Below are 18,418 nucleotides of genomic sequence, written 5' to 3'. Positions count from 1 at the left end.
ATTCGCTACAGCGGCTGCAAGTCCTCACCCAGCATCCGCACCAGCAAGGCTTCGCCGTTCTCGGCCACGCGCAGTTCGCCATAACGCGCGACCTCGTAGCGCTTGGCCTGGCCTTCCGGGAAGAAGTACGCATTGGTCACAATGCGCACGCCCCGGTCGCGCAGGCGATAGCGCAACGGCACCTCATCGGCCGCATGTGGCTGCGCGTCGGGCTGGATGCGCAAGGGCGTGGCGACCCCGCGCGCATCGGCTTGCAGCATCACATAGCCGTCGGGCTCGAAACCCAGGACGGCGTCATCGTCCGCCGTGCGATCAGCGCTTAGCCGCAAGCGCGTGATATCCCGGCTGGCCGCGAAGTTCAGCGCCATGTAGTCGCCTTGCATCAACGACCGGGGGTCGACCGGGGCCAATTCCAGAATCACCACCTTGCCCGTGGCCAGCAGCTTCTCGCGCTGCCAGATGCCGCCGTTGGCCACCACCAGCACCAGCGCCAGGCCGCCCAGAATGGCCAGCGTGCGCCAGCGCAACAGCGCCGACACCGGCGGCAGCGGCACGCGCCGTTGGGGGGCTTGCGTGCGCATCAGCCTGGGCACCAGCCACACCAGGCCGCGCAGCACGAACAGCAGCAGCGCCCCGCCGCCCAGCCACAAGGCTTTTTGCAGCAAGGGCACGTCCAACTGGTAGTAATAGACGCCCAGATAGGCCAGCAGGCTCAAGACCCCGAAAATGACCAGGCGCAATTGGTTCAGCCCAAAACCCAGCAACAGCCAGGCCAGCGCAAAGCCCACGCCCGGGCTGGGCAGCCAGAACAGCGCCAGGACCAGCAGGGCGATCGGCACGCCCCAGGTCACGCCAGCCGTCAGCACATGGCGGCGTGGCCATAGCACCGCCATTGCCGCCGCCGCCGGCAGCAGCGCGCCCGCCACGAGCAGCAAGGCGCCCTGGGGGTTCAGTTGCCACATGGCGGGCAGATGCAGGGCCGAAATGCCGCCCGCCAGCCACACCATGCCTTGCACGGACAGCAGGAAGGCCCACGCCAGCGGCTCCAGCGCATGACCGCGCTTGCCGCCCACGTGGTGGCTCCAGGTGAGGATGACGGCGGTAGCCCAGGCGCCGATGACGGCGATCGGCAGCCAGACAAAGCCGGCGCGTCCCGCGTCGAAATAAAGCCAGGCGTCCAGCAGGTCGTCCCGCATCAACTCCGGCGACAAGCCGCGCCAGATCAAGGCGGCGCCTGCCGCCGCGATCATCAGGCCCGACAGAAAACGCAGGATGACGTCAGGCCCCAGCGCGTAGATCACCGCCGCCAGCAGCAGCACAAAGAAGCAGGCGCTGGTGAACGAGGTCGAGCTGGACAGGCCGTAGATGATGAGGATCTGGCCCGTGAACGCCATCGCCGTGCCGCATTGCCGCCAGAACGGCCCGGCGTCGCTGCGCAGCACCGCCACGCCCGCGCCGCACAACACCAGCCCGGCCACCAGCGCGCCTTCGTCCGACGTCACAATTCCGGAGAACGCCACGAACACCAACAGCAGCAAGGTCGCCAGCCAGGCGCTCAGGCCCAGCAGGCATTGCACATACCAGGGGGGTTCGGCATGCGGCGTGGCAACGGGCGCCAGTTGCGCCACGGCGGCGCCGGAATCGCCCGGCTCGACGGCATTGCCCGCCGAGGCCGCGGCCGGTTCCGCATCCGCGGCGGCCACGGCGGCCTTGGGGCCAGCCGCCAACCCGCGCAGCCAGCGCGCCGCCAGCACCGCTTCGGCCATCAGCAAGGCGGCCAGGGGCAGGGCGGCCCACACGCCGGGCTCCAGCCGCAGCAGCCATTCGCCCACCACCCGCAGCGATACGCAGATGACGCCGGCGGCCAGCATGGCCAGAATGACCAGGTCCAGCCGGCCGCGCTGATAGTAAAAGCCCAGCCCCAGGGTTGCCGCCAGCCAGGCGATGCCGTTCAGCGACCCCACGCCGCGCACGAGGAAGTCGCCGAACATCAGCGATAGCACCAAGGCACTGATGGCGATGGCCGCCAGCACGCGCGGGCCGATCATCGTGCTGGCGCGCCAGCGGCGTGCGGCCAGCTCCCAGCCCAGCAGCAAGGTCAGGTTCAGCGCCGCCATGATCAGGTTGGGCAGCCCCGTGCCGTCAAGGATGGCGAACCAGGTGAAGACGCGCTCGCCCAGCCACAGGGCAACCGCCATATTCAGCACCAGGGCCCACAATAGCCACACGGCCTGGCTGGCCGAGGCCAGCGCCCAGGGCAGCAGCAGAACCGCCCACCAGGCGAACAATTCCCAGGTATCGGCGCCAGTCTGGTAAGTTTGACCCAATAACGCGAGCAAGGCGCCCAGCAAGATGCCGGCCAAAGCCAGAAGCGCGCCGGGGACGCTGCGCCGCACGCCAGGCTTGCCGCGTAGGCGCAATCCGGCCCAGGCAGCAGCCAGCGCGGAAATGGCCAGCAAGCCTTGCGTGCCGGCAAAGCGTTGCACTTTTGTCATGTCCTGCCAGTTGGCGGCGACCCAGCAAATCGCAGCGCTGCCCAGCAGCAAAACGCCTAGCCACAAGGTGCTTCGCGCCAAGAATTGACGCCAAGCGTGCAGTTCGGATCCCGCTTGCCTTTCAGTGCCGACTTGCATCTGGCGAATCTCCGATCTTATTATCCGCGCTACTAAGGCGGGACTACCGCCACTGGATACACATGAATAAAACGCTGATTATTGCCGAGAAGCCCTCGGTGGCCCTTGATATATCACGCGCCTTGGGAGGCTTTGCGCGCGAGGGCGACTATTTTGAAAGCGAACGTTACGTACTCGCGTCCAGCATCGGCCACCTGCTGAGCTTGGTCGCGCCCAATGATCCGGTCAAGGGAAAGTGGAGCTTCACGCACCTGCCCGTGATTCCGCCGGAATTCGAACTGGGCCCCACCGACAAGAAGTCGGCAGAACGCCTGAAGCTGCTGGTCCGCCTGGCCAAGCGCAAGGACGTGGATTCGATCATCAACGCCTGTGACGCGGGTCGCGAAGGCGAACTGATCTTCCGCTACATCATTCAGTATGCGGGCGTGAAAAAGCCGATTCAGCGCCTGTGGCTGCAATCGATGACGCAGGCCGCCATCCGCGAAGCCTTCGCCAACCTGCGCGACGACTCCCAGTTGAAGCCGCTGGAAGCGGCCGCCCGCTCGCGCGCCGAAGCCGACTGGCTGGTCGGCATCAACGGCACGCGCGCCATGACCGCCTTCAACAGCAAGGACGGCGGCTTCTTCAAGACGCCGGTCGGCCGCGTGCAGACGCCCACGCTGGCCATCGTGGCCGAGCGCGAAGAGCGCATCCGCCGCTTCGTGCCCCGCGACTACTGGGAAGTGCGCGCCACCTTCATCGCCGCCGCCGGCCTGTACGAAGGCCGCTGGATCGACCCCCAGTTCAAGAAAGACGACCGTGACCCGGAAAAGCGCGAATCGCGCCTGTGGTCGGCCGCCGCCGCGCAAAGCGTGGTGGCCGCCTGCCGCGACCAGCCGGGCAACGTCACCGAGGAATCCAAGCCGTCGACCCAGATGTCGCCGGCCCTGTACGACCTGACGTCGTTGCAGCGCGAGGCCAACGGCCGGTTCGGCTTTTCGGCCAAGACCACGCTGTCGCTGGCCCAGACCCTGTACGAACGCCACAAGGCGCTGACCTATCCGCGTACCGATTCGCGCTACCTGCCCGAGGACTACATCACCACGGTGCAGGAAACGATGCGCGCGCTGGCCAAGGGCGGCTCGAATGCCGTGGGCGGCCTGTCGCGCCACGCGGACACCGTCGTCAGCCAGCAGTGGGTGAAGCCCAACCGCCGCATCTTCGACAACAAGAAGGTGTCGGATCACTTTGCCATCATCCCCACGCTGCAAATCCCGCATGACCTGAGCGAAGCCGAGGCCAAGCTGTACGACCTGGTGCTCAAGCGCTTCCTGGCCGTGTTCTTCCCGGCCGCCGAATACCGCGTTACCACCCGCCTGACCGAAGTGCAGGGGCACCGCTTCCGCACCGACGGCAAGGTGCTGGTCACCCCGGGCTGGCTGGCCGTGTACGGCAAGGAAGCCCAGGGCGAAGACGCCAACCTGGTGCCGGTTGCCGACGGCGAAACGGTGCGCACGGAAGACGTCGAAGCCGTCGGCCTGTCGACCAAGCCGCCCGCCCGCTTCAACGAAGGCACCTTGCTGTCCGCCATGGAAGGCGCGGGCAAGCTGGTGGACGACGAAGAACTGCGCGAAGCCATGTCCGAGCGCGGCCTGGGCACGCCGGCCACGCGCGCCGCCATCATCGAAGGCCTGCTCAACGAGGTTTACCTGCGCCGCGAGGGCCGCGACCTGGTGCCCACCGCCAAGGCGCGCCAGCTGATGACGCTGCTGTCGGGCCTGGACGTCACCGAACTGACCTCGCCCGAACTGACGGGCGAGTGGGAACACAAGCTCAAGCAGATCGAGCAGGGCGGCCTGGGCCGCGAAGCCTTCATGCGCGAAATCGCGCAGATGACGCAAGTGATCGTCAAGCGCGCCAAGGAATACGAGCGCGACACGGTGCCGGGCGACTACGCCACGCTGCAAACGCCGTGCCCCAAGTGCGGCGCGGTGGTCAAGGAAAACTACCGCCGCTTCGCCTGCACCGCCTGCGACTTTTCAATCGGCAAGCACCCGGGCGGCCGCACGTTTGAGCTGCCGGAAGTGGAAGAGCTGCTGGCCAAGCGCGAGATCGGTCCGCTGCAAGGCTTCATCAGCAAGATGGGCCGGCCGTTTGCCGCCATCCTGCGCATCAGCGATGAATACAAGCTGGAATTCGACTTCGGCCAGAACGACGAAGACGATGCCGAAGCGGTGGACTTCTCCGGCCACACGCCGGTGGGGGCCTGCCCCAAGTGCCAGTCGCGCGTGTTCGAGCACGGCATGAGCTACGTGTGCGAAAAGTCCGTCGGCCCCGAAAAGACCTGCGACTTCCGTTCGGGCAAGGTCATCCTGCAGCAAGAGATCTCAGCCGAACAGATGGGCAAGCTGCTGGGTAACGGCCGCACCGACCTGCTGGAAGGCTTCGTGTCCAGCCGCACCAACCGCAAGTTCAAGGCCTTCCTGGTGCGTCAGCCCGACGGCAAGATCGGCTTCGAGTTCGAGCCGCGTCCTGAAAAGCCCGGCCGTGCCCCGTCCAAGACCGCGACCAAAACGGCGGCAAAAACGGCAACCAAAACGGCCGCGAAAAAGGCCCCGGCCAAGAAAGCCGCGGTAAAGAAAACGGCAGTCAAAAAAGCCGCCGTAAAAAAAACCGCCGCCAAAAAAGCCGCCCCTAAAAAAGCCACGTAGGATGGGTGAAGCGCGAAAATCCGGAAAGAAGAACCCAACCGCAGAACGCGCGTAACCCATCACCACCCCCAGAACGCCCGGCCCCGCCGGGCGTTTTCCATTGTTGCCCCCACACCCCTGCGTTATCGTCTACCCCAAAACAGCAACACCCAAACTCAATCCGAGGACGACATGACCCACAGCCCCCGCTTCACCACCCGCCGCCGCATGCTGACCGCCGCCGGGGCCTTGGCCGGCGTCAGCCTGCTTGATGGGCGCATCGCCTTCGCCCAGCCCAAGCTGGGCCGCGTGGCCTACGGGCAAGGCAGCATCGACCCCTTCTTCGCGGCGGGCTACGTGGCCTTGAAAAAGGGCTACTTTGGCGAAGGCGGCCTGGACGTTGAATACCTGAATTCGCAAAGCGGCCCGCGCACTAACCAGTTGCTGGCGGCGGGCCAGATCGTGTTCGGCGCCACGGCGGCCACCGCCGCCCCCGCGCTGACCATCGCCGGCAAGGCCGCCACGCTGGTGTTCGGCTTTGACCGCAAGCTGACCTACGCCAACATCATCGTGCGCCGCGAAGACTTCGACAGCGGCAAGATCAAGTCGCTGAAGGACCTGGCCGGCAAGCGCGTGGGCGCCACGCAGCCGCAGTCCAGCACCTGGCTGATGGCGCTGTACCTGATGCAGAAGGCCGGCGTGGCCGACAAGGTCGACATCCGTCCGCTGGGCGATCTGGCCACGATGCTGGGCGCGCTGAAGACCGGTTCGGTGTCCGCCAGCATGGCCACCATGTCCATGATGGAACAGGCCCGCCAGGAAGGCTGGGGCGTGCCGATATTCGACGCCACCACCGAAAGTTCATGGAACGAATTCATGGGCGGCGACGTGCCGGGCATTGCCGCGCTGACCTTGGAAGACACCATCCAGAAGCGGCCGGAAGTGGTGCAGGCCTTCGTCACCGCCATGGTCAAGGCGCAAGACTTCATCACCGCCAACAGCGCCGCGGGCGTCACCGACGCGATCTACGACGACTATCTCAGCGCCTTTCCGCGCGCCGCCATCGAGAAGACGCTGGGCGTCTACAAAGACACGGTGTTTCTGAAAGACAACATCATCACCGAAGACGCCTACAACCGCATGACGGCCATCATGGGCGACGGCCGCCAGTTCTCGAACGACGAGATCAAGACCGTGCCTTACACCAAGTGCGTGAATATGAGCTTCGTGCGCAAAGCGCGGGGCCTTTGATGATTACGCTGGACAAGGTCGGCAAGGCGTACCAATCCCGCCAGGGTACGACGCATGCGGTGGGCGAGGTCAGCCTGACGATCGAGGCAGGCGAATTCGTGTCCATCGTGGGCCCCTCGGGCTGCGGCAAGAGCACGCTCTTGAACATGATCGCGGGCTTTCTGCGCCCCACCACGGGCACGATCCAAGTAGACGGCCGGGTCGTGGACGGGCAGGTGCCGCCCGCCTTGGGCTACATCTTTCAGAAAGACACGCTGTTGCCGTGGTTCAGCGTCAAAAAGAACGTGGCGCTGGGGCTGAAGTTCCAGGGCGTGGCCGCCGACAAGATCGAACGCCGCGTGGCCGAACTGCTTGAACTGGGCCACCTGAGCGCCTTCGCCGACGCCTTTCCGCATCAGCTATCGGGCGGCATGCGGCGGCGCGTGGCGCTCTTGATGAGCCTGGCCGTCGAACCGCGCATCCTGTTGCTGGACGAGCCCTTCGGCGCGCTGGACACGCACACCAAGACGCACCTGCATCGCGAACTGATGGAGATCTGGCGCAAGCTGGGCCAGACCATCGTGATGGTCACGCACGACCTGGACGAAGCCATCCTGCTGTCGGACCGCGTGGTGGTGCTGTCCGGCCCGCCCAGCCGCGTGCTGCTGGACGAGCGCATCCGCATTCCGCATCCGCGCGACGTCTTCACCTTGCGCGAAACACCGCAGTTCGTCTCTCACGTGCAAAGCCTCTGGAGCGTGCTGGGCCAGCAGTTCCGCGCCGCCGCCTGACCCGATTCGCACCATGATTTCGACTGACACTTCCGATTCCCTGCAAGACCAGCTACGGCTGGACCGCCGCACCTCCGTCAAGCGCCGCGTCCGCATCACCTTGTGGCAAGTGCTGATTCTTGCCGTCATCCTGGGTTCGTGGGAAACGCTGACGCGCATTCCATGGTTCACGCAGAACACGCTATTCGACCCCTTCTTCATCAGCCAGCCGTCGCGCGTGGCAGTGCGGCTTTGGGAATGGCTGCAACCCGGCCCGCGCTCGGTCTGGCCGCATCTGTGGCTGACCTTGCAGGCCACGATGGTGGGGCTGGTGGTGGGCGTGGGCAGCGGCTTCATCGTCGGCATGACGCTTAGCCGCAGCCGCTTTCTGGCCGACGTGTTCAACCCCTTCATCGTGGCGTTCAATTCCATGCCGCGCATCGCCTTCGTGCCGCTCATCACCATGTTCTTCGGCCTGGGGCTGGCGTCCAAGGTGGTTACCTCGTGGTTCGTGGTGTTCTTCCTGGTGTTCTTCAACACCTACAAGGGCGGGCGCAGCGTGGAACGTGAATTGGTCGACTTCTGCCGCACGCTAGGCGGCTCGCCGCGCCAGATCCTGTGGCGCGTGCGTATTCCGACCGCGGCGGCATGGACGTTCGCCGCTTTGCCCAACGCCATCAGCTTCGCGCTGATCGGCGTGGTGCTGGCCGAGTTCGTCGGGTCCACCACGGGCATGGGGTATTTGATGATCACCGCGCTGGCCACGCTGAACGCCACCGACATGTTCGCGGCCGTGACGCTGCTGTCCATCGTGGGCATTGTGTTGGTTTATTGTGTGACCTGGCTGGAACGGCGGCTTTTGCATTGGGCGCCGGAGTTCAGGGAATGACTATGGAACAAGGCGGGGCATCATCGATGAGCACACTTCCGTACCTGCGCAACTTCGACTTGACCGGGCAGGTCGCGCTGGTGACCGGGTCCGCGCGCGGGCTGGGCTTTTGCATTGCGCGGGCCTTGGCCGGTTGCGGCGCGCGCGTCTTGATCAACGGCCGCAACAGCGGGTCCGTGGACGCGGCCGTGGCCGAGCTGACCGACGCGGGTTTGGACGCGCACGCCTTGCCGTTCGATGTCAGCGACGATGCCGACATGGAACGCGCGTTCCAGCGCATTGACGACGAACATGGCCGGCTGGACGTGTTGGTGAACAACGTGGGCGCGCGCAACCGCAAGACGCTGCGCGACACCAGCCCCGCCGAGATTCGCGAGTTGATCGATACGGATCTGGTGGCCGGCATGCTGTTGGCCAAGTTCGCCGCCGAGCGCATGATGCGCCAGGGCGGCGGCCGGTTGATCGCCATCACGTCGGTGGTGGGCGAGTTGGCGCGCGCGGGCGACGCCGTCTATCCCGCCGCCAAGCAGGGCCTGACGGGCATGGTGCGGGCATTGGCGGCGGAGTTCGGCGGCCACCACATCACCAGCAACGCGATCGCGCCGGGCACGTTCGCCACCGAGACGAACGCGGCCATGGTGGCGGACCCGAATTTCGGTCCGCGCATCGCGGCGCGCAACCCGACGGGGCGTTGGGGTGAGCCCGAGGAAATCGCCGGAGCGGCGGTGTTTTTGGCATCACCGGCGGCGTCGTATGTGAACGGGCACGTGTTGGTGGTGGATGGGGGGTTGTCGATTCAGTTTTGAGGTGAATCGACGTTTGAGGTGATGGGCGTTTTTGTGGCGATGATGGGTTGCGCGCGAACCCGGTTGATGGGTTGCGCGCGAACGCCGGTGATGGGTTGCGCGCGAACGCGGGCATCTTGGAACAGGTAGACCAGTGCGCGCTTCACCCATCCTACGAAGTAGCGGGGGTCATTCATCACACACGGCGAATGCCGTGCGCCACCACTGTAGGATGGGTGAAGCGCGGAAAATATCGCCCCGCGCACGGCCACGCCCATCGCGCGCAACCCATCACCCCCCGCAAAAACTCAGGTCGTCTCGTCCTGATACCAAACCCCTTCCGCCAGCATCATCTTCTGATGCCCGTGCCCGGCAGGCATCATCGGAAAGCAGTTTTCCTGCGCCGTCACCGCCACGTCCAAAAAGTAAGGACCGTCGTGCGCCAAACATTCGGCCAGCGCCGCGTCCAGCTTTGCCGGATCGTCCACGCGCGCCGCGCCCCAGCCGAACGCCCGCGCCAGCGCCACGAAATCCGGCAATGACGCGTTATAGCTGTGGCTATAGCGCCCGCCATGGATCAGCTCTTGCCATTGGCGCACCATGCCCATGTAGCCGTTGTTGCACAACACGACCTTCACGGGCGTCTCGTGCTGCATGGCGGTGGACAGTTCCTGGATGTTCATCAACACCGATGCATCGCCGCTGACGCAAACCACCGTCTTGTCCGGATGCGCCACCTGCGCGCCAATCGCGGCCGGCACGCCGTAGCCCATCGTGCCCGCGCCGCCGGACGTCAGCCAACGGTTCGGCTTGTCGAAACGCAGGTATTGCGCGGCCCACATCTGATGCTGGCCCACGTCGGTGGAGACGATCGCATCGCGGTCGGCCAGCGCGGCGTTCAGGCTTGCCATCAGGTGCTGCGGCAGGATCGCATCGGCGGCGGGCGTGAAGCCCAGGCAGTCCTGCGCGCGCCACGCCTCGATGCGCTTGAACCAGGGCGCCAGCCGCGCGGCGTCCAACGGCGCATCGCCCATTTCGGCGCGCAGCGCGCGCACCAGCGGCAGGCAGTCGCCCACCAGCGCCACGTCCACGCGCACCACCTTGTTGATGGAAGCGGGGTCGATGTCGATATGGATCTTGCGCGCATGCGGGCAGAACTCGGACAGCTTGCCGGTGATGCGGTCATCGAAACGGGCGCCGATGCACACCACCAGATCTGAGTTGTGCATGGCCAGGTTGGCCTCGACCGTGCCGTGCATGCCCAGCATGCCGACAAACTGCGGGTCGGACGCGGGGAAGGCGCCCAGCCCCATCAGCGTCAAGGTGCAGGGTGCGCCGGTGTGTCGGACCAGGTCGGTGAAGGCCTGGCAGGCTTCCGGGCCAGCATTGATCAGGCCGCCCCCGCCGTAAAAGATGGGCCGCTTGGCCTGGGCGATCAGCGCGGCGGCACGCCGCACGGCCGACTGCGGCAGCTTGGCCGCCAGCTTGCCGGACTGCCGGCGCGCCCGCAGCGCGGCCAGCTTTTGCTGCGACGGCAAACCCGGCACATCATCGTCCGCGTCGCGCGGCACGGCCAGTTGCACGTCCTTCGGAAAGTCCACCAGCACCGGGCCGGGGCGGCCCTGGCGGGTCAATTCAAACGCACGCGCCACCACATTGGCTACGTCGTCCACGGCGCGGATCTGGGTATTCCACTTGGTGACGGAACGCGAAATGCCGATGGCGTCGCACTCCTGGAACGCATCGGTGCCGATGGCGGCCGTGGCCACCTGGCCGCTGATGCACAGCACCGGAATCGAATCGCACATGGCGTCCAGCAGGCCCGATGTGGTGTTGGCCATGCCGGGGCCCGACGTCACGAACACCACGCCCGTGCGGCCCGTGGTGCGGGCATAGCCTTCGGCGGCATGCACGGCGGCCTGTTCGTGGCGCACCAGCACGTGGCGCAAGCGCGGCTCGGCATAAAGGGCGTCGTACAGCGGCAGGACCGCGCCGCCCGGGTAGCCAAAGACCGTGTCGACCCCGTTCGCAATCAAGGTGTCCAGCAGAATCTTGGCCCCGTTCGCAGGGGGGGTTTCAGTGGCGGCAAGCGCGGCGGCGGCGGTGGGGTGCAGGCGATCGTTCATGCTATCTATCTTATTCGGAGCGCCGAAGAATTTTTATCTTCTTTTCTACGAATCAGGGCCATCCAGAGTAAATTCATCTTTGATTTGGAGGAATCAAAGAAAATGAACCTGGACAAGTTTGATCTAGCCATTTTGAAGGTCTTGCAAGACAACGCGCGCGCCAGCCTGAACGAGATCGGCGCGGCGGTGGGGCTGTCGTCCACCCCGTGTTGGAATCGCATCAAGCGCATGGAGGGCGCCGGGGTCATACGGGGCTATACCGTGGACATCGATCCGGCCAGCCTGGGTTTCATGGACACGGTCATCGTCCACGTCACGCTGGAAAGCCACAGCGAGGAAACACTCTACGAGTTCGGCCGCGCGCTGGCGGCCATACCCGAGGTGCTGGAAGCGTTCCTGGTGTCGGGCGACTACGACTATTACATCCGCATCGCCGTGCGTGACACCCGCGACTACGAGCGCCTGCTGCGCGAGCAGCTCTACCGCATCCCCGGCATACGCCACAGCAAATCGTGCTTTGTGCTGCGCCGCCTGAAAGAAACCATGCTGCCGTTGACCGGGCCGGTGGGCTAAGACGGCGTCAGCGCAGGATGAAGTCTTCAGGCACCGCGGCGTCCGGCAACGGGCGTACGCCCAGGCCTTCCAGCAGGTCGATCTCGATCACGCGCGCCAGGGCCGACAGCGGCAGGTCGTTTTCCTCCAGGCCGAACGGGTCTTCGAGCTCGTCGCCCAAGGCATCCAGCCCGAAGAAGGTGTAGGCGATGATGGTGACCGCCACGGGCGTCAGATATTCCAGCGTGCCCACCAGGCCGAACGGCAGCAGCAGGCAGAACAGCCAGGCCGTGCGATGCAGCAGCAGCGAATAGGCGAACGGACAGGGCGTGAACTTGATGCGTTCACAGGCGGCCTGGATGGCGGCGCACTGCGCCACGCGCTGGGTCAGCGCCTGGTAAAGAATGTCGCTGAGTTCGCCGCGCCGCAGGCAGCCGGCCAGGTCGCGGTTGATGGCCATGAGCAGCGCGTCCGGCACGTTGCGGCAACCGGCAAGCGTGTCCAGCTCGTCCTGCTGCACCCAGGGGCGCACGGCCTGCACCATGTCCTGCCCGCGCAGCCGCGCCGCCAGCCCGTAGCCGAATCCGATGCAGCGCCGCACCAGTCGTTCCTGAATCGGGTTGGCCGTGCTGGCGGCCAGCAGCACCGCGCTTTCGCGGGCCAGGCTGCGCGCCTGCACGATCAGGTCGCCCCATTGCTTGCGGGCTTCCCACCAGCGGTCATAGCAGACGTTGTTGCGAAAGCCCATGAAGACCGACAAGGCCAGGCCGAACAGCGAGAAGGGCACCGCCGTCAGGTGCGCGGGCGAGAACCATAGTCGGTGGTACATCCACACCACCACGCACGACAACAGCGTGATGACGAGGATCTTGCCGAAGATGCGCGGGATGATGGAACCGCGCATCACAAAGAACAGAGCCAGCGCGGAGGGACGCGGACGGACGATCATGATGAATATCAAGTAAGGACAAGGCGGCGCCAACTATACGCCTGTGCTCGCGTCACAAGCGCGTCGATATAATTCTGTTTCGTCTCGCGCGCCCCGACGCCTCCTTCAACGCCTTCCCCAACGCCTACATGACCACCGAAGCCACCCCGATCAAGCCCTGGCATGTTGTCCGCCGCTCGAAGCTGCATGGCACCGGCGTCTTCGCCGCCCGCAAGATTCCCGCCGGCACGCGCATCATCGAATACGGCGGCGCGCGCATCAGCGCCAAGGAAGCCGACCGGCGCCACCCGACCAACCCCGACGACCCCTTCCACACCTTCTTCTTCGCGCTCAGCTCCGGCCGAGTGATCGACGGTGGCGACGAAGGCAATGACGCCCGCTGGATCAACCACTCCTGTGAGCCCAACTGCGAGGCCCAGGAAGGCAAGCACGGCAAGCGCGTGTACATCGTCGCCTTGCAGGACATCGCGCGCGGCACAGAACTGTCTTATGACTACGGCCTGGTCCTGGACGGCCGCATCACCAAGGCGCTGAAGGAAGGCTACCGCTGCCTGTGCGGCACGCCGCCGTGCCGGGGCACGATGCTGGCGCTGCCGAAAAAGAAGACGGCAAAGAAAGCGACCAAGGTGGCGGCTGAGAAGGCGTCGGAGCCGGTGACCGATAAGGTGTCGCAGCCGGAGAGGAAGCCGCCCACCAAGAAGGCGGCGACCAAGAAGCCGGCGACCAAATCCGCCCGGGCCGACAAATCCGTCCCCTGAAAATCCGCGCTCACGTCCCGCCCGGCCAGTTCCGCCATCCGCGCAGACAGGCGTACAATCGCCGATGTCGTTAACACGACATGCAGTACGTCTTCAGGGCGGGGTGCAATTCCCCACCGGCGGTATGCCATGCAATGTGGCGAGCCCGCGAGCGCCCGGCGTCCTTCACGGACATCGGGGTCAGCAGATCTGGTGAGATGCCAGAGCCGACGGTCATAGTCCGGATGAGAGAAGATGTGCCGGCACAACACCCGTCATCCAGGCGCCCATGCGCCTGGAACGTCGTATTGCGTTCGGCTGTCGATTAGCCCTGAAACGTTTTTCGCCCACTTTATTTTGCGAGAGCGTTTCAATGTCCACCCTCAATACCCCGCAGTCCCTTCCCAGCCTGGCTTCGCAACCCTTCGCCGCCCGCTTGCAGCGCGCGCTGCATCATCTGCGCCTGGGCCGTCCGGTCATCCTCATGGACGACTTCGACCGTGAAAACGAAGCCGACCTGATCGTCGCCGCCGACAAGCTCACCGTGCCCGTCATGGCGCAGTTGATCCGCGACGGCAGCGGCATCGTCTGCCTGTGCCTGCCCGGCGAAACCCTGGACCGGCTGGAATTGCCGCCTATGGTCACGCGTAACCAAAGCCGCTTCGCCACCGCCTTCACCGTGTCCATCGAAGCGCGCGAAGGCGTCAGCACCGGCGTGTCGGCGGTTGACCGCGTCACCACCATCCGCGCCGCCATCTCGCCGTCGGCCCAAAGCGAAGACATCGTCAGCCCCGGCCACGTGTTCCCGCTGCGCGCCCAACCCGGCGGCGTGCTGACGCGCCGTGGCCACACCGAAGGCTCGGTGGACCTGGCCGTGCTGGCCGGCCTGCGCCCCGCCGGCGTGCTGTGCGAACTGATGAACGCAGACGGCACCATGATGCGCGGCGCCTCGCTGGAACGTTATGCGGCCCAGCACGGCCTGGTTGCGCTGACCATTGCCGAACTGGCCGACCACCTGCAAAAGCTGAAAGACGGCAACGCCGAAACCGTGGACGACGAAGTCCTGGAAATGGCCGCCACCGTCTAAGGTGAACCGCATCCCGTCGGGACCGCCGCAATATGCGGCCCCGATGGCTTATTGCCCTGCCGGACGTCGCAGCGCCAGGGCCACGAACACCGCGGCCAACGCGCACGCGCCGCCCATCGCATACACGGCGCCAACTCCTTGCTCGCCGGCCAGCCCGCCCGCCACCGGGCCGCTGATACCCAGCGCCACGTCCAGAAACGCCACATACGCCCCCATGGCCGCGCCACGGCTTGCCGCCGGCACGCGCCGCACGGCTTCGACACCGAACGCCGGGAACGCCAGCGAATAGCCCGCGCCGGTCAGGCATGCGCCGGCATACGCCCACATCGGCGTGACGCTTTGCCAGATCAAGCTCTGGCCCACCGCCTCGATCAGCACGCACACCAGTGCCACGCGCGCACCGCCCAACTTGTCAGGCAGACCCGCGAAGAAGACGCGGGCAAGAATGAACCCCACGCCGAACGCGCTGAACATCCATCCCGCGCCGTCCCAGCCGCGTTGCACAAACAGCAGGCTGACAAACGCGGTGATGACGCCGAACCCCACACTGGTCAGGGCCAGCCCCAGACCGGGCAACAGCACCATGCCCAGCACCCGGTAGAAGGGCGTGCGCACTCCACCCAGCGCAGGCGCGGCGCGTTGCGGCACCACCAGCGCCAGCGCCACCAACGGAATCACGACCGTTGCCCACGCCAGGCCCGTGAAGCCTGCATAGGCATACAGCCGCATGCCGGCGGGTGCGCCCAAGGCATAGGCGGCGTAGATGGCGACGCCCACCCAGGCCATGACGCGGCCCGCGTTCTGCGGCCCCACGCGGCCCACGCCCCAGCTCAACGCACCGGTGACGATCAGGCTTTCGGCGCATCCCATCAGCGCACGGCCCGCCAACAGCGCCGTCAGCGCCCCTTGCGGCCGCGCCGACAAGATGTCGGCCAGCACATACAGCACACCCGCCGCCGCCCCCAGCAGGCAGCCGATCACCACCGCCCGCTTGGCGCCCTGGCGATCGGCCAGCGCGCCGGCGTAGGCGCGCGACAGCAGGGCGGCGGCAAACTGCAGGCCGGCCACCACGCCCACCACCAGCGCGCTCATCATCAGCGTGCCGGTCACGTAGAGCGGCAAGACCGGCATCGGCAGGCCGACCATGAAAAATGCAATGAATACCACCACAACCAACGGCGACAACTGCACAAAAACAGAGCGCACGGGTTCGCGGGCCGCGGGCGCGGCCCCAGCCGTCGATACATTCGACATGAGAAATCCTTGATAGGGTTGTGGCAATCTGAAACCATCGCGGAGAATTCGTCGATGGCATAATCCGCGCTTGCGGGTAAACAATCAGATTGCCTGCCATGAATTTTATGAGCCATTGCTCAGGTTTGATACTCGCCTTTCCACGCATCCATGACTGCTATCCCTCAGCCCCGAAAATCGCCGCGCCAGCTCAGGTCCCAGCACACCGTCGACACGATCCTGCAAGCCACGGCTCGCATTTTGGCCACGCATGGCTATGCCGGCACCAACACCAACCTGATCGCCGAAACGGCTGGGGTCAGCGTCGGGTCGCTGTACCAGTATTTTCCGAACAAGAATGCGCTGATCGCCGCGCTGCATCAGCGCCACGACAACGACATGCTGGATGTCATCGACGAGGTGTTGAACACCAACCCCGCCGCGACGCTGAAGCAGCGCGTGGCGGCCATCGTGCAGGCCATGCTGCATGCGCATCTGCTGGAACCCGCCTTGCACCGGGTGCTTGAACGCGAGTTTCCGCTGTTCGACACGCCGCGCGACCACAGCCTGGCCGACCAGGACATCCACCGCCGCATGCGGCATTTGCTGGAACTGCATCGGGCCGAGATCGCGCAACAGGACCGCGACCTGGCCACCTATGTGGTGCTGCGCATCATGGAATCGTTGGTGCATGCGGCGGCGTTGGAGCCGCCCGTGGGCTTTTCCACCGAGCAGCTTGAGCAAGCCGTGGTGGACGCGGTGATGGGATATCTGGGTACGCCTACGGCCAAGAAGCCGGCGCGCAAAAAGGCGGCGAAATAGCGGCTAGGGATTACCGCTTGGCAATCACCGGCTGGCCTCTGCCGCCATCAGGGCCAGGCAGTCCGAGGCCTTGCCCACCACGATGCGCGCGCTGCACGCCAGCATAAGGTTCAAGTTCAGGCCGAAGTCTTCCACCGTATACCCCTCGGCATCCACCATGCGCGACGCGCCGTCGTCCGCCGCCGCCCCCACCGCCACCTGATCAATCAAAGACCCGGCCTGGCTGGTGTAGCCCCAGACCGGCTTGCCGCAGGCGATGGCGTAGCCCACTTCAAAAGCCGTGCCCGAATCCGGCTCGGCGCCGCGAAAGGTGTTCAGGTTGGCCATCACCATGTCGGCGCGGCGGATCAACGCGACGTTTTCGCGATAGATCCACTGCGCCAGCGCGGGCCCCGACAAGTCCTGGGGCGCCGTATTGTCCAAGGGAAACAGGCCGTCGAACCCGTAGGTGGCGCATAGCGCCTTCAGGCGCTGGCCATGCGCCACGGCATCGGGAAGGAATACGTCGAACCCCGCGAGATACACGCTGCGCATCAGGGCTGCTCCGGTTCTGAAACGGGTTCTGAAACATTGAACGGCTGGCCGGTGGTAAAGAACGAACCGCCCGCCAGGTAGTGGATTGAACGCCGCTCGTCCGCCGGAAAGTGCCAGCGGTTTTGCGAGAACACATCCGGCGCGGCCCAGGCGGCAACCACTTCGCCAATGAACAGATCATAAGCCTGTTGGTTGTGCGGCTCGGGCACCACCTTGCATTCCAGCCAACCCAGGCAGTCGCTGACGAGCGGCGCGCCGATCTTGCTGGCCGCGAACGTGCTCAAGCCGCAAGCCGCGAACTTGTCTTCGTCGCGGCCCGTTTCCGAACCCACTTTCAGCGTGGCGGCGGCCTGCGCGCGTGAAGGAATGCACAGCGCGAACTCGCCGGAGGCCTCGATCAGTTCGCGCGTGTAGGTGTTCTTGTCCACCACCACCAGCATCTTGGGCGGATTGAAATCCAGGGGCATCGCCCAGGCGGCGGCCATGACATTGCGGGCCGCGCCGTGGGCGCTGGTGACGAGCACCGTCGGGCCATGGTTTAAAAGCAGATAAGAGCGAGGCAGTTCGACGGGTTCGATGTTGGACATGGACGTTGCAAGATGGGGTTGCAGGGCGGGTTGCCGGCTTCAGGTTGCCGGCTTCAATACCCGACCGTGAAGCGGCGGCGGGAATGTTTGGGGGATTCGATTTCGTCGGCCAACGCAATCGCATAGTCTTCCATCGAGATCCAGCTTTTGCCTTCCTCGTCGGCCAAGAGGGTGTCATCGCCGACCCGGAATGCCCCGGTACGCTCGCCGGGTTCGAACATGGCCGATGGCGACAGGAAGGTCCAGTTCAGCACTTTTTCCTGACGCAGCGTGTCCAGGAAGACGACGCCCGCGCGGGCCTCGGGCTTGTAGGCGTCCGGAAATTCAGGGGTGTCGATAAGCAGCGTGCCGGGCGCCACTTGCAGGCTGCCCGCGCCGCCCACGACCAGCAGGCGCGGCACGCCCGCGTTCTTCACGGCGGCCAGCAAGGGCTTGGCGTCGGTGGATACAAAGCGCGTGGCGCTGACCACGGCATCGTGGCCGGTCAGCAGGGGCGTCAGGGTTTCAGGGTCGGTAGCGTCGCCCTGTTGCACGGTCAAGCCTGGCTGGGTGTTGACGTCGGCCGGATTGCGGGCGATGCCCGTCACCTGGTGGCCGCGCTTGAGCAGTTCGTCCGCCACGCGCGAACCCACCCGGCCTGAAATGCCGATCAATGCGATTTTCATGGTCTTGCTCCTTAAGCGGGAACCGGGGCGGCTGGCGGCGCACCACGCGCCTTTGCCCTGCGCCGCCCCGAATTCGGCAATCCATACTATTCGGTCAAATCCGAACAAAAAACCCAATAGATCAGACGAGTTTTTTGCAATCCATGCATC

General features: G+C 65.5%; 16 protein-coding genes and 1 riboswitch. Of the genes, 9 read left to right on the top strand and 7 right to left on the bottom strand.

What is annotated here, in order from left to right; all coding sequences use genetic code 11:
• Positions 1 to 5 precede the first annotated feature (5 nt).
• The gene (locus tag M2361_RS19840; protein WP_259251364.1) at positions 6 to 2,633 is read right to left on the bottom strand and encodes a GDYXXLXY domain-containing protein; all 2,628 of its coding nucleotides are present in this window, start codon (positions 2,631 to 2,633) and stop codon (positions 6 to 8) included.
• 62 nt (positions 2,634 to 2,695) lie between these two features.
• Here M2361_RS19840 and M2361_RS19835 point away from each other — a divergent pair, with 62 nt between their 5' ends.
• From M2361_RS19835 to M2361_RS19815, 5 genes are all read left to right on the top strand, one after another.
• Positions 2,696 to 5,323, top strand: a complete 2,628-nt coding sequence (locus M2361_RS19835) for a DNA topoisomerase III (protein WP_259251362.1) — start codon at positions 2,696 to 2,698, stop codon at positions 5,321 to 5,323.
• Positions 5,324 to 5,494: 171 nt separating this feature from the next.
• Complete coding sequence (locus M2361_RS19830; RefSeq protein ID WP_259251361.1) at positions 5,495 to 6,553, top strand: ABC transporter substrate-binding protein; 1,059 nt, start codon at positions 5,495 to 5,497, stop codon at positions 6,551 to 6,553.
• The gene (locus tag M2361_RS19825) at positions 6,553 to 7,323 is read left to right on the top strand and encodes an ABC transporter ATP-binding protein (protein WP_259251360.1); all 771 of its coding nucleotides are present in this window, start codon (positions 6,553 to 6,555) and stop codon (positions 7,321 to 7,323) included. Before M2361_RS19830 ends, M2361_RS19825 begins: the two co-directional genes overlap by 1 nt.
• Before the next feature lie 13 nt (positions 7,324 to 7,336).
• Complete coding sequence (locus M2361_RS19820) at positions 7,337 to 8,191, top strand: ABC transporter permease (RefSeq protein WP_259251359.1); 855 nt, start codon at positions 7,337 to 7,339, stop codon at positions 8,189 to 8,191.
• Positions 8,192 to 8,217: 26 nt separating this feature from the next.
• On the top strand, positions 8,218 to 8,997 hold the full coding sequence (locus M2361_RS19815) for an SDR family oxidoreductase (RefSeq protein ID WP_259251358.1): 780 nt from the start codon (positions 8,218 to 8,220) through the stop codon (positions 8,995 to 8,997).
• A 287-nt stretch (positions 8,998 to 9,284) separates the two neighbouring features.
• On the opposite strand, the gene ilvB is transcribed toward M2361_RS19815, so the two are convergent.
• A complete protein-coding gene (ilvB, locus tag M2361_RS19810) occupies positions 9,285 to 11,111 on the bottom strand; it encodes a biosynthetic-type acetolactate synthase large subunit (protein WP_259251533.1) in 1,827 nt (608 codons plus the stop codon).
• Between the two features lie 93 nt (positions 11,112 to 11,204).
• On the opposite strand from ilvB, the gene M2361_RS19805 reads away from it, so the two are divergent.
• Positions 11,205 to 11,675 carry an Lrp/AsnC family transcriptional regulator gene (locus M2361_RS19805; protein ID WP_050447422.1) on the top strand — a complete coding sequence of 157 codons (471 nt, stop codon included), beginning with the start codon at positions 11,205 to 11,207 and terminating at the stop codon, positions 11,673 to 11,675.
• Between the two features lie 7 nt (positions 11,676 to 11,682).
• On the opposite strand, the gene M2361_RS19800 is transcribed toward M2361_RS19805, so the two are convergent.
• Positions 11,683 to 12,603 (bottom strand): bestrophin family protein, encoded by a 921-nt coding sequence (locus M2361_RS19800; protein WP_259251357.1) that lies wholly within the window; start codon positions 12,601 to 12,603, stop codon positions 11,683 to 11,685.
• A gap of 128 nt (positions 12,604 to 12,731) precedes the next feature.
• Here M2361_RS19800 and M2361_RS19795 point away from each other — a divergent pair, with 128 nt between their 5' ends.
• Both M2361_RS19795 and ribB read left to right on the top strand, forming a co-directional pair.
• A complete protein-coding gene (locus M2361_RS19795; protein WP_259251356.1) occupies positions 12,732 to 13,361 on the top strand; it encodes an SET domain-containing protein in 630 nt (209 codons plus the stop codon).
• Between the two features lie 85 nt (positions 13,362 to 13,446).
• Positions 13,447 to 13,601, top strand: a riboswitch (FMN riboswitch).
• Positions 13,602 to 13,713: 112 nt separating this feature from the next.
• On the top strand, positions 13,714 to 14,427 hold the full coding sequence (gene ribB / locus M2361_RS19790; RefSeq protein WP_259251355.1) for a 3,4-dihydroxy-2-butanone-4-phosphate synthase: 714 nt from the start codon (positions 13,714 to 13,716) through the stop codon (positions 14,425 to 14,427).
• A gap of 48 nt (positions 14,428 to 14,475) precedes the next feature.
• On the opposite strand, the gene M2361_RS19785 is transcribed toward ribB, so the two are convergent.
• Entirely contained in the window at positions 14,476 to 15,681 is a 1,206-nt protein-coding gene (locus M2361_RS19785) for an arabinose transporter (RefSeq protein ID WP_259251354.1), read from the bottom strand.
• 150 nt (positions 15,682 to 15,831) lie between these two features.
• On the opposite strand from M2361_RS19785, the gene M2361_RS19780 reads away from it, so the two are divergent.
• The gene (locus M2361_RS19780) at positions 15,832 to 16,482 is read left to right on the top strand and encodes a TetR/AcrR family transcriptional regulator (protein WP_259251352.1); all 651 of its coding nucleotides are present in this window, start codon (positions 15,832 to 15,834) and stop codon (positions 16,480 to 16,482) included.
• A gap of 24 nt (positions 16,483 to 16,506) precedes the next feature.
• On the opposite strand, the gene M2361_RS19775 is transcribed toward M2361_RS19780, so the two are convergent.
• From M2361_RS19775 to M2361_RS19765, 3 genes are read right to left on the bottom strand one after another with little or no spacing between them, the layout of a single operon-like run.
• On the bottom strand, positions 16,507 to 17,016 hold the full coding sequence (locus tag M2361_RS19775; protein ID WP_259251351.1) for a nucleoside 2-deoxyribosyltransferase: 510 nt from the start codon (positions 17,014 to 17,016) through the stop codon (positions 16,507 to 16,509).
• Entirely contained in the window at positions 17,016 to 17,603 is a 588-nt protein-coding gene (locus M2361_RS19770) for a flavin reductase family protein (protein ID WP_259251350.1), read from the bottom strand. The genes M2361_RS19775 and M2361_RS19770 overlap by 1 nt, the downstream gene beginning before the upstream one ends.
• A 53-nt stretch (positions 17,604 to 17,656) precedes the next feature.
• Complete coding sequence (locus M2361_RS19765; protein ID WP_259251349.1) at positions 17,657 to 18,268, bottom strand: NAD(P)-dependent oxidoreductase; 612 nt, start codon at positions 18,266 to 18,268, stop codon at positions 17,657 to 17,659.
• Positions 18,269 to 18,418: the final 150 nt, after the last annotated feature.

The organism is Achromobacter sp. JUb104 (assembly GCF_024806975.1).
Lineage (GTDB): Bacteria > Pseudomonadota > Gammaproteobacteria > Burkholderiales > Burkholderiaceae_B > Achromobacter > Achromobacter spanius.
The sequence above is the reverse complement of the archived record's forward strand: the minus strand, read 5'-3'. Positions and strand labels throughout refer to the sequence as shown.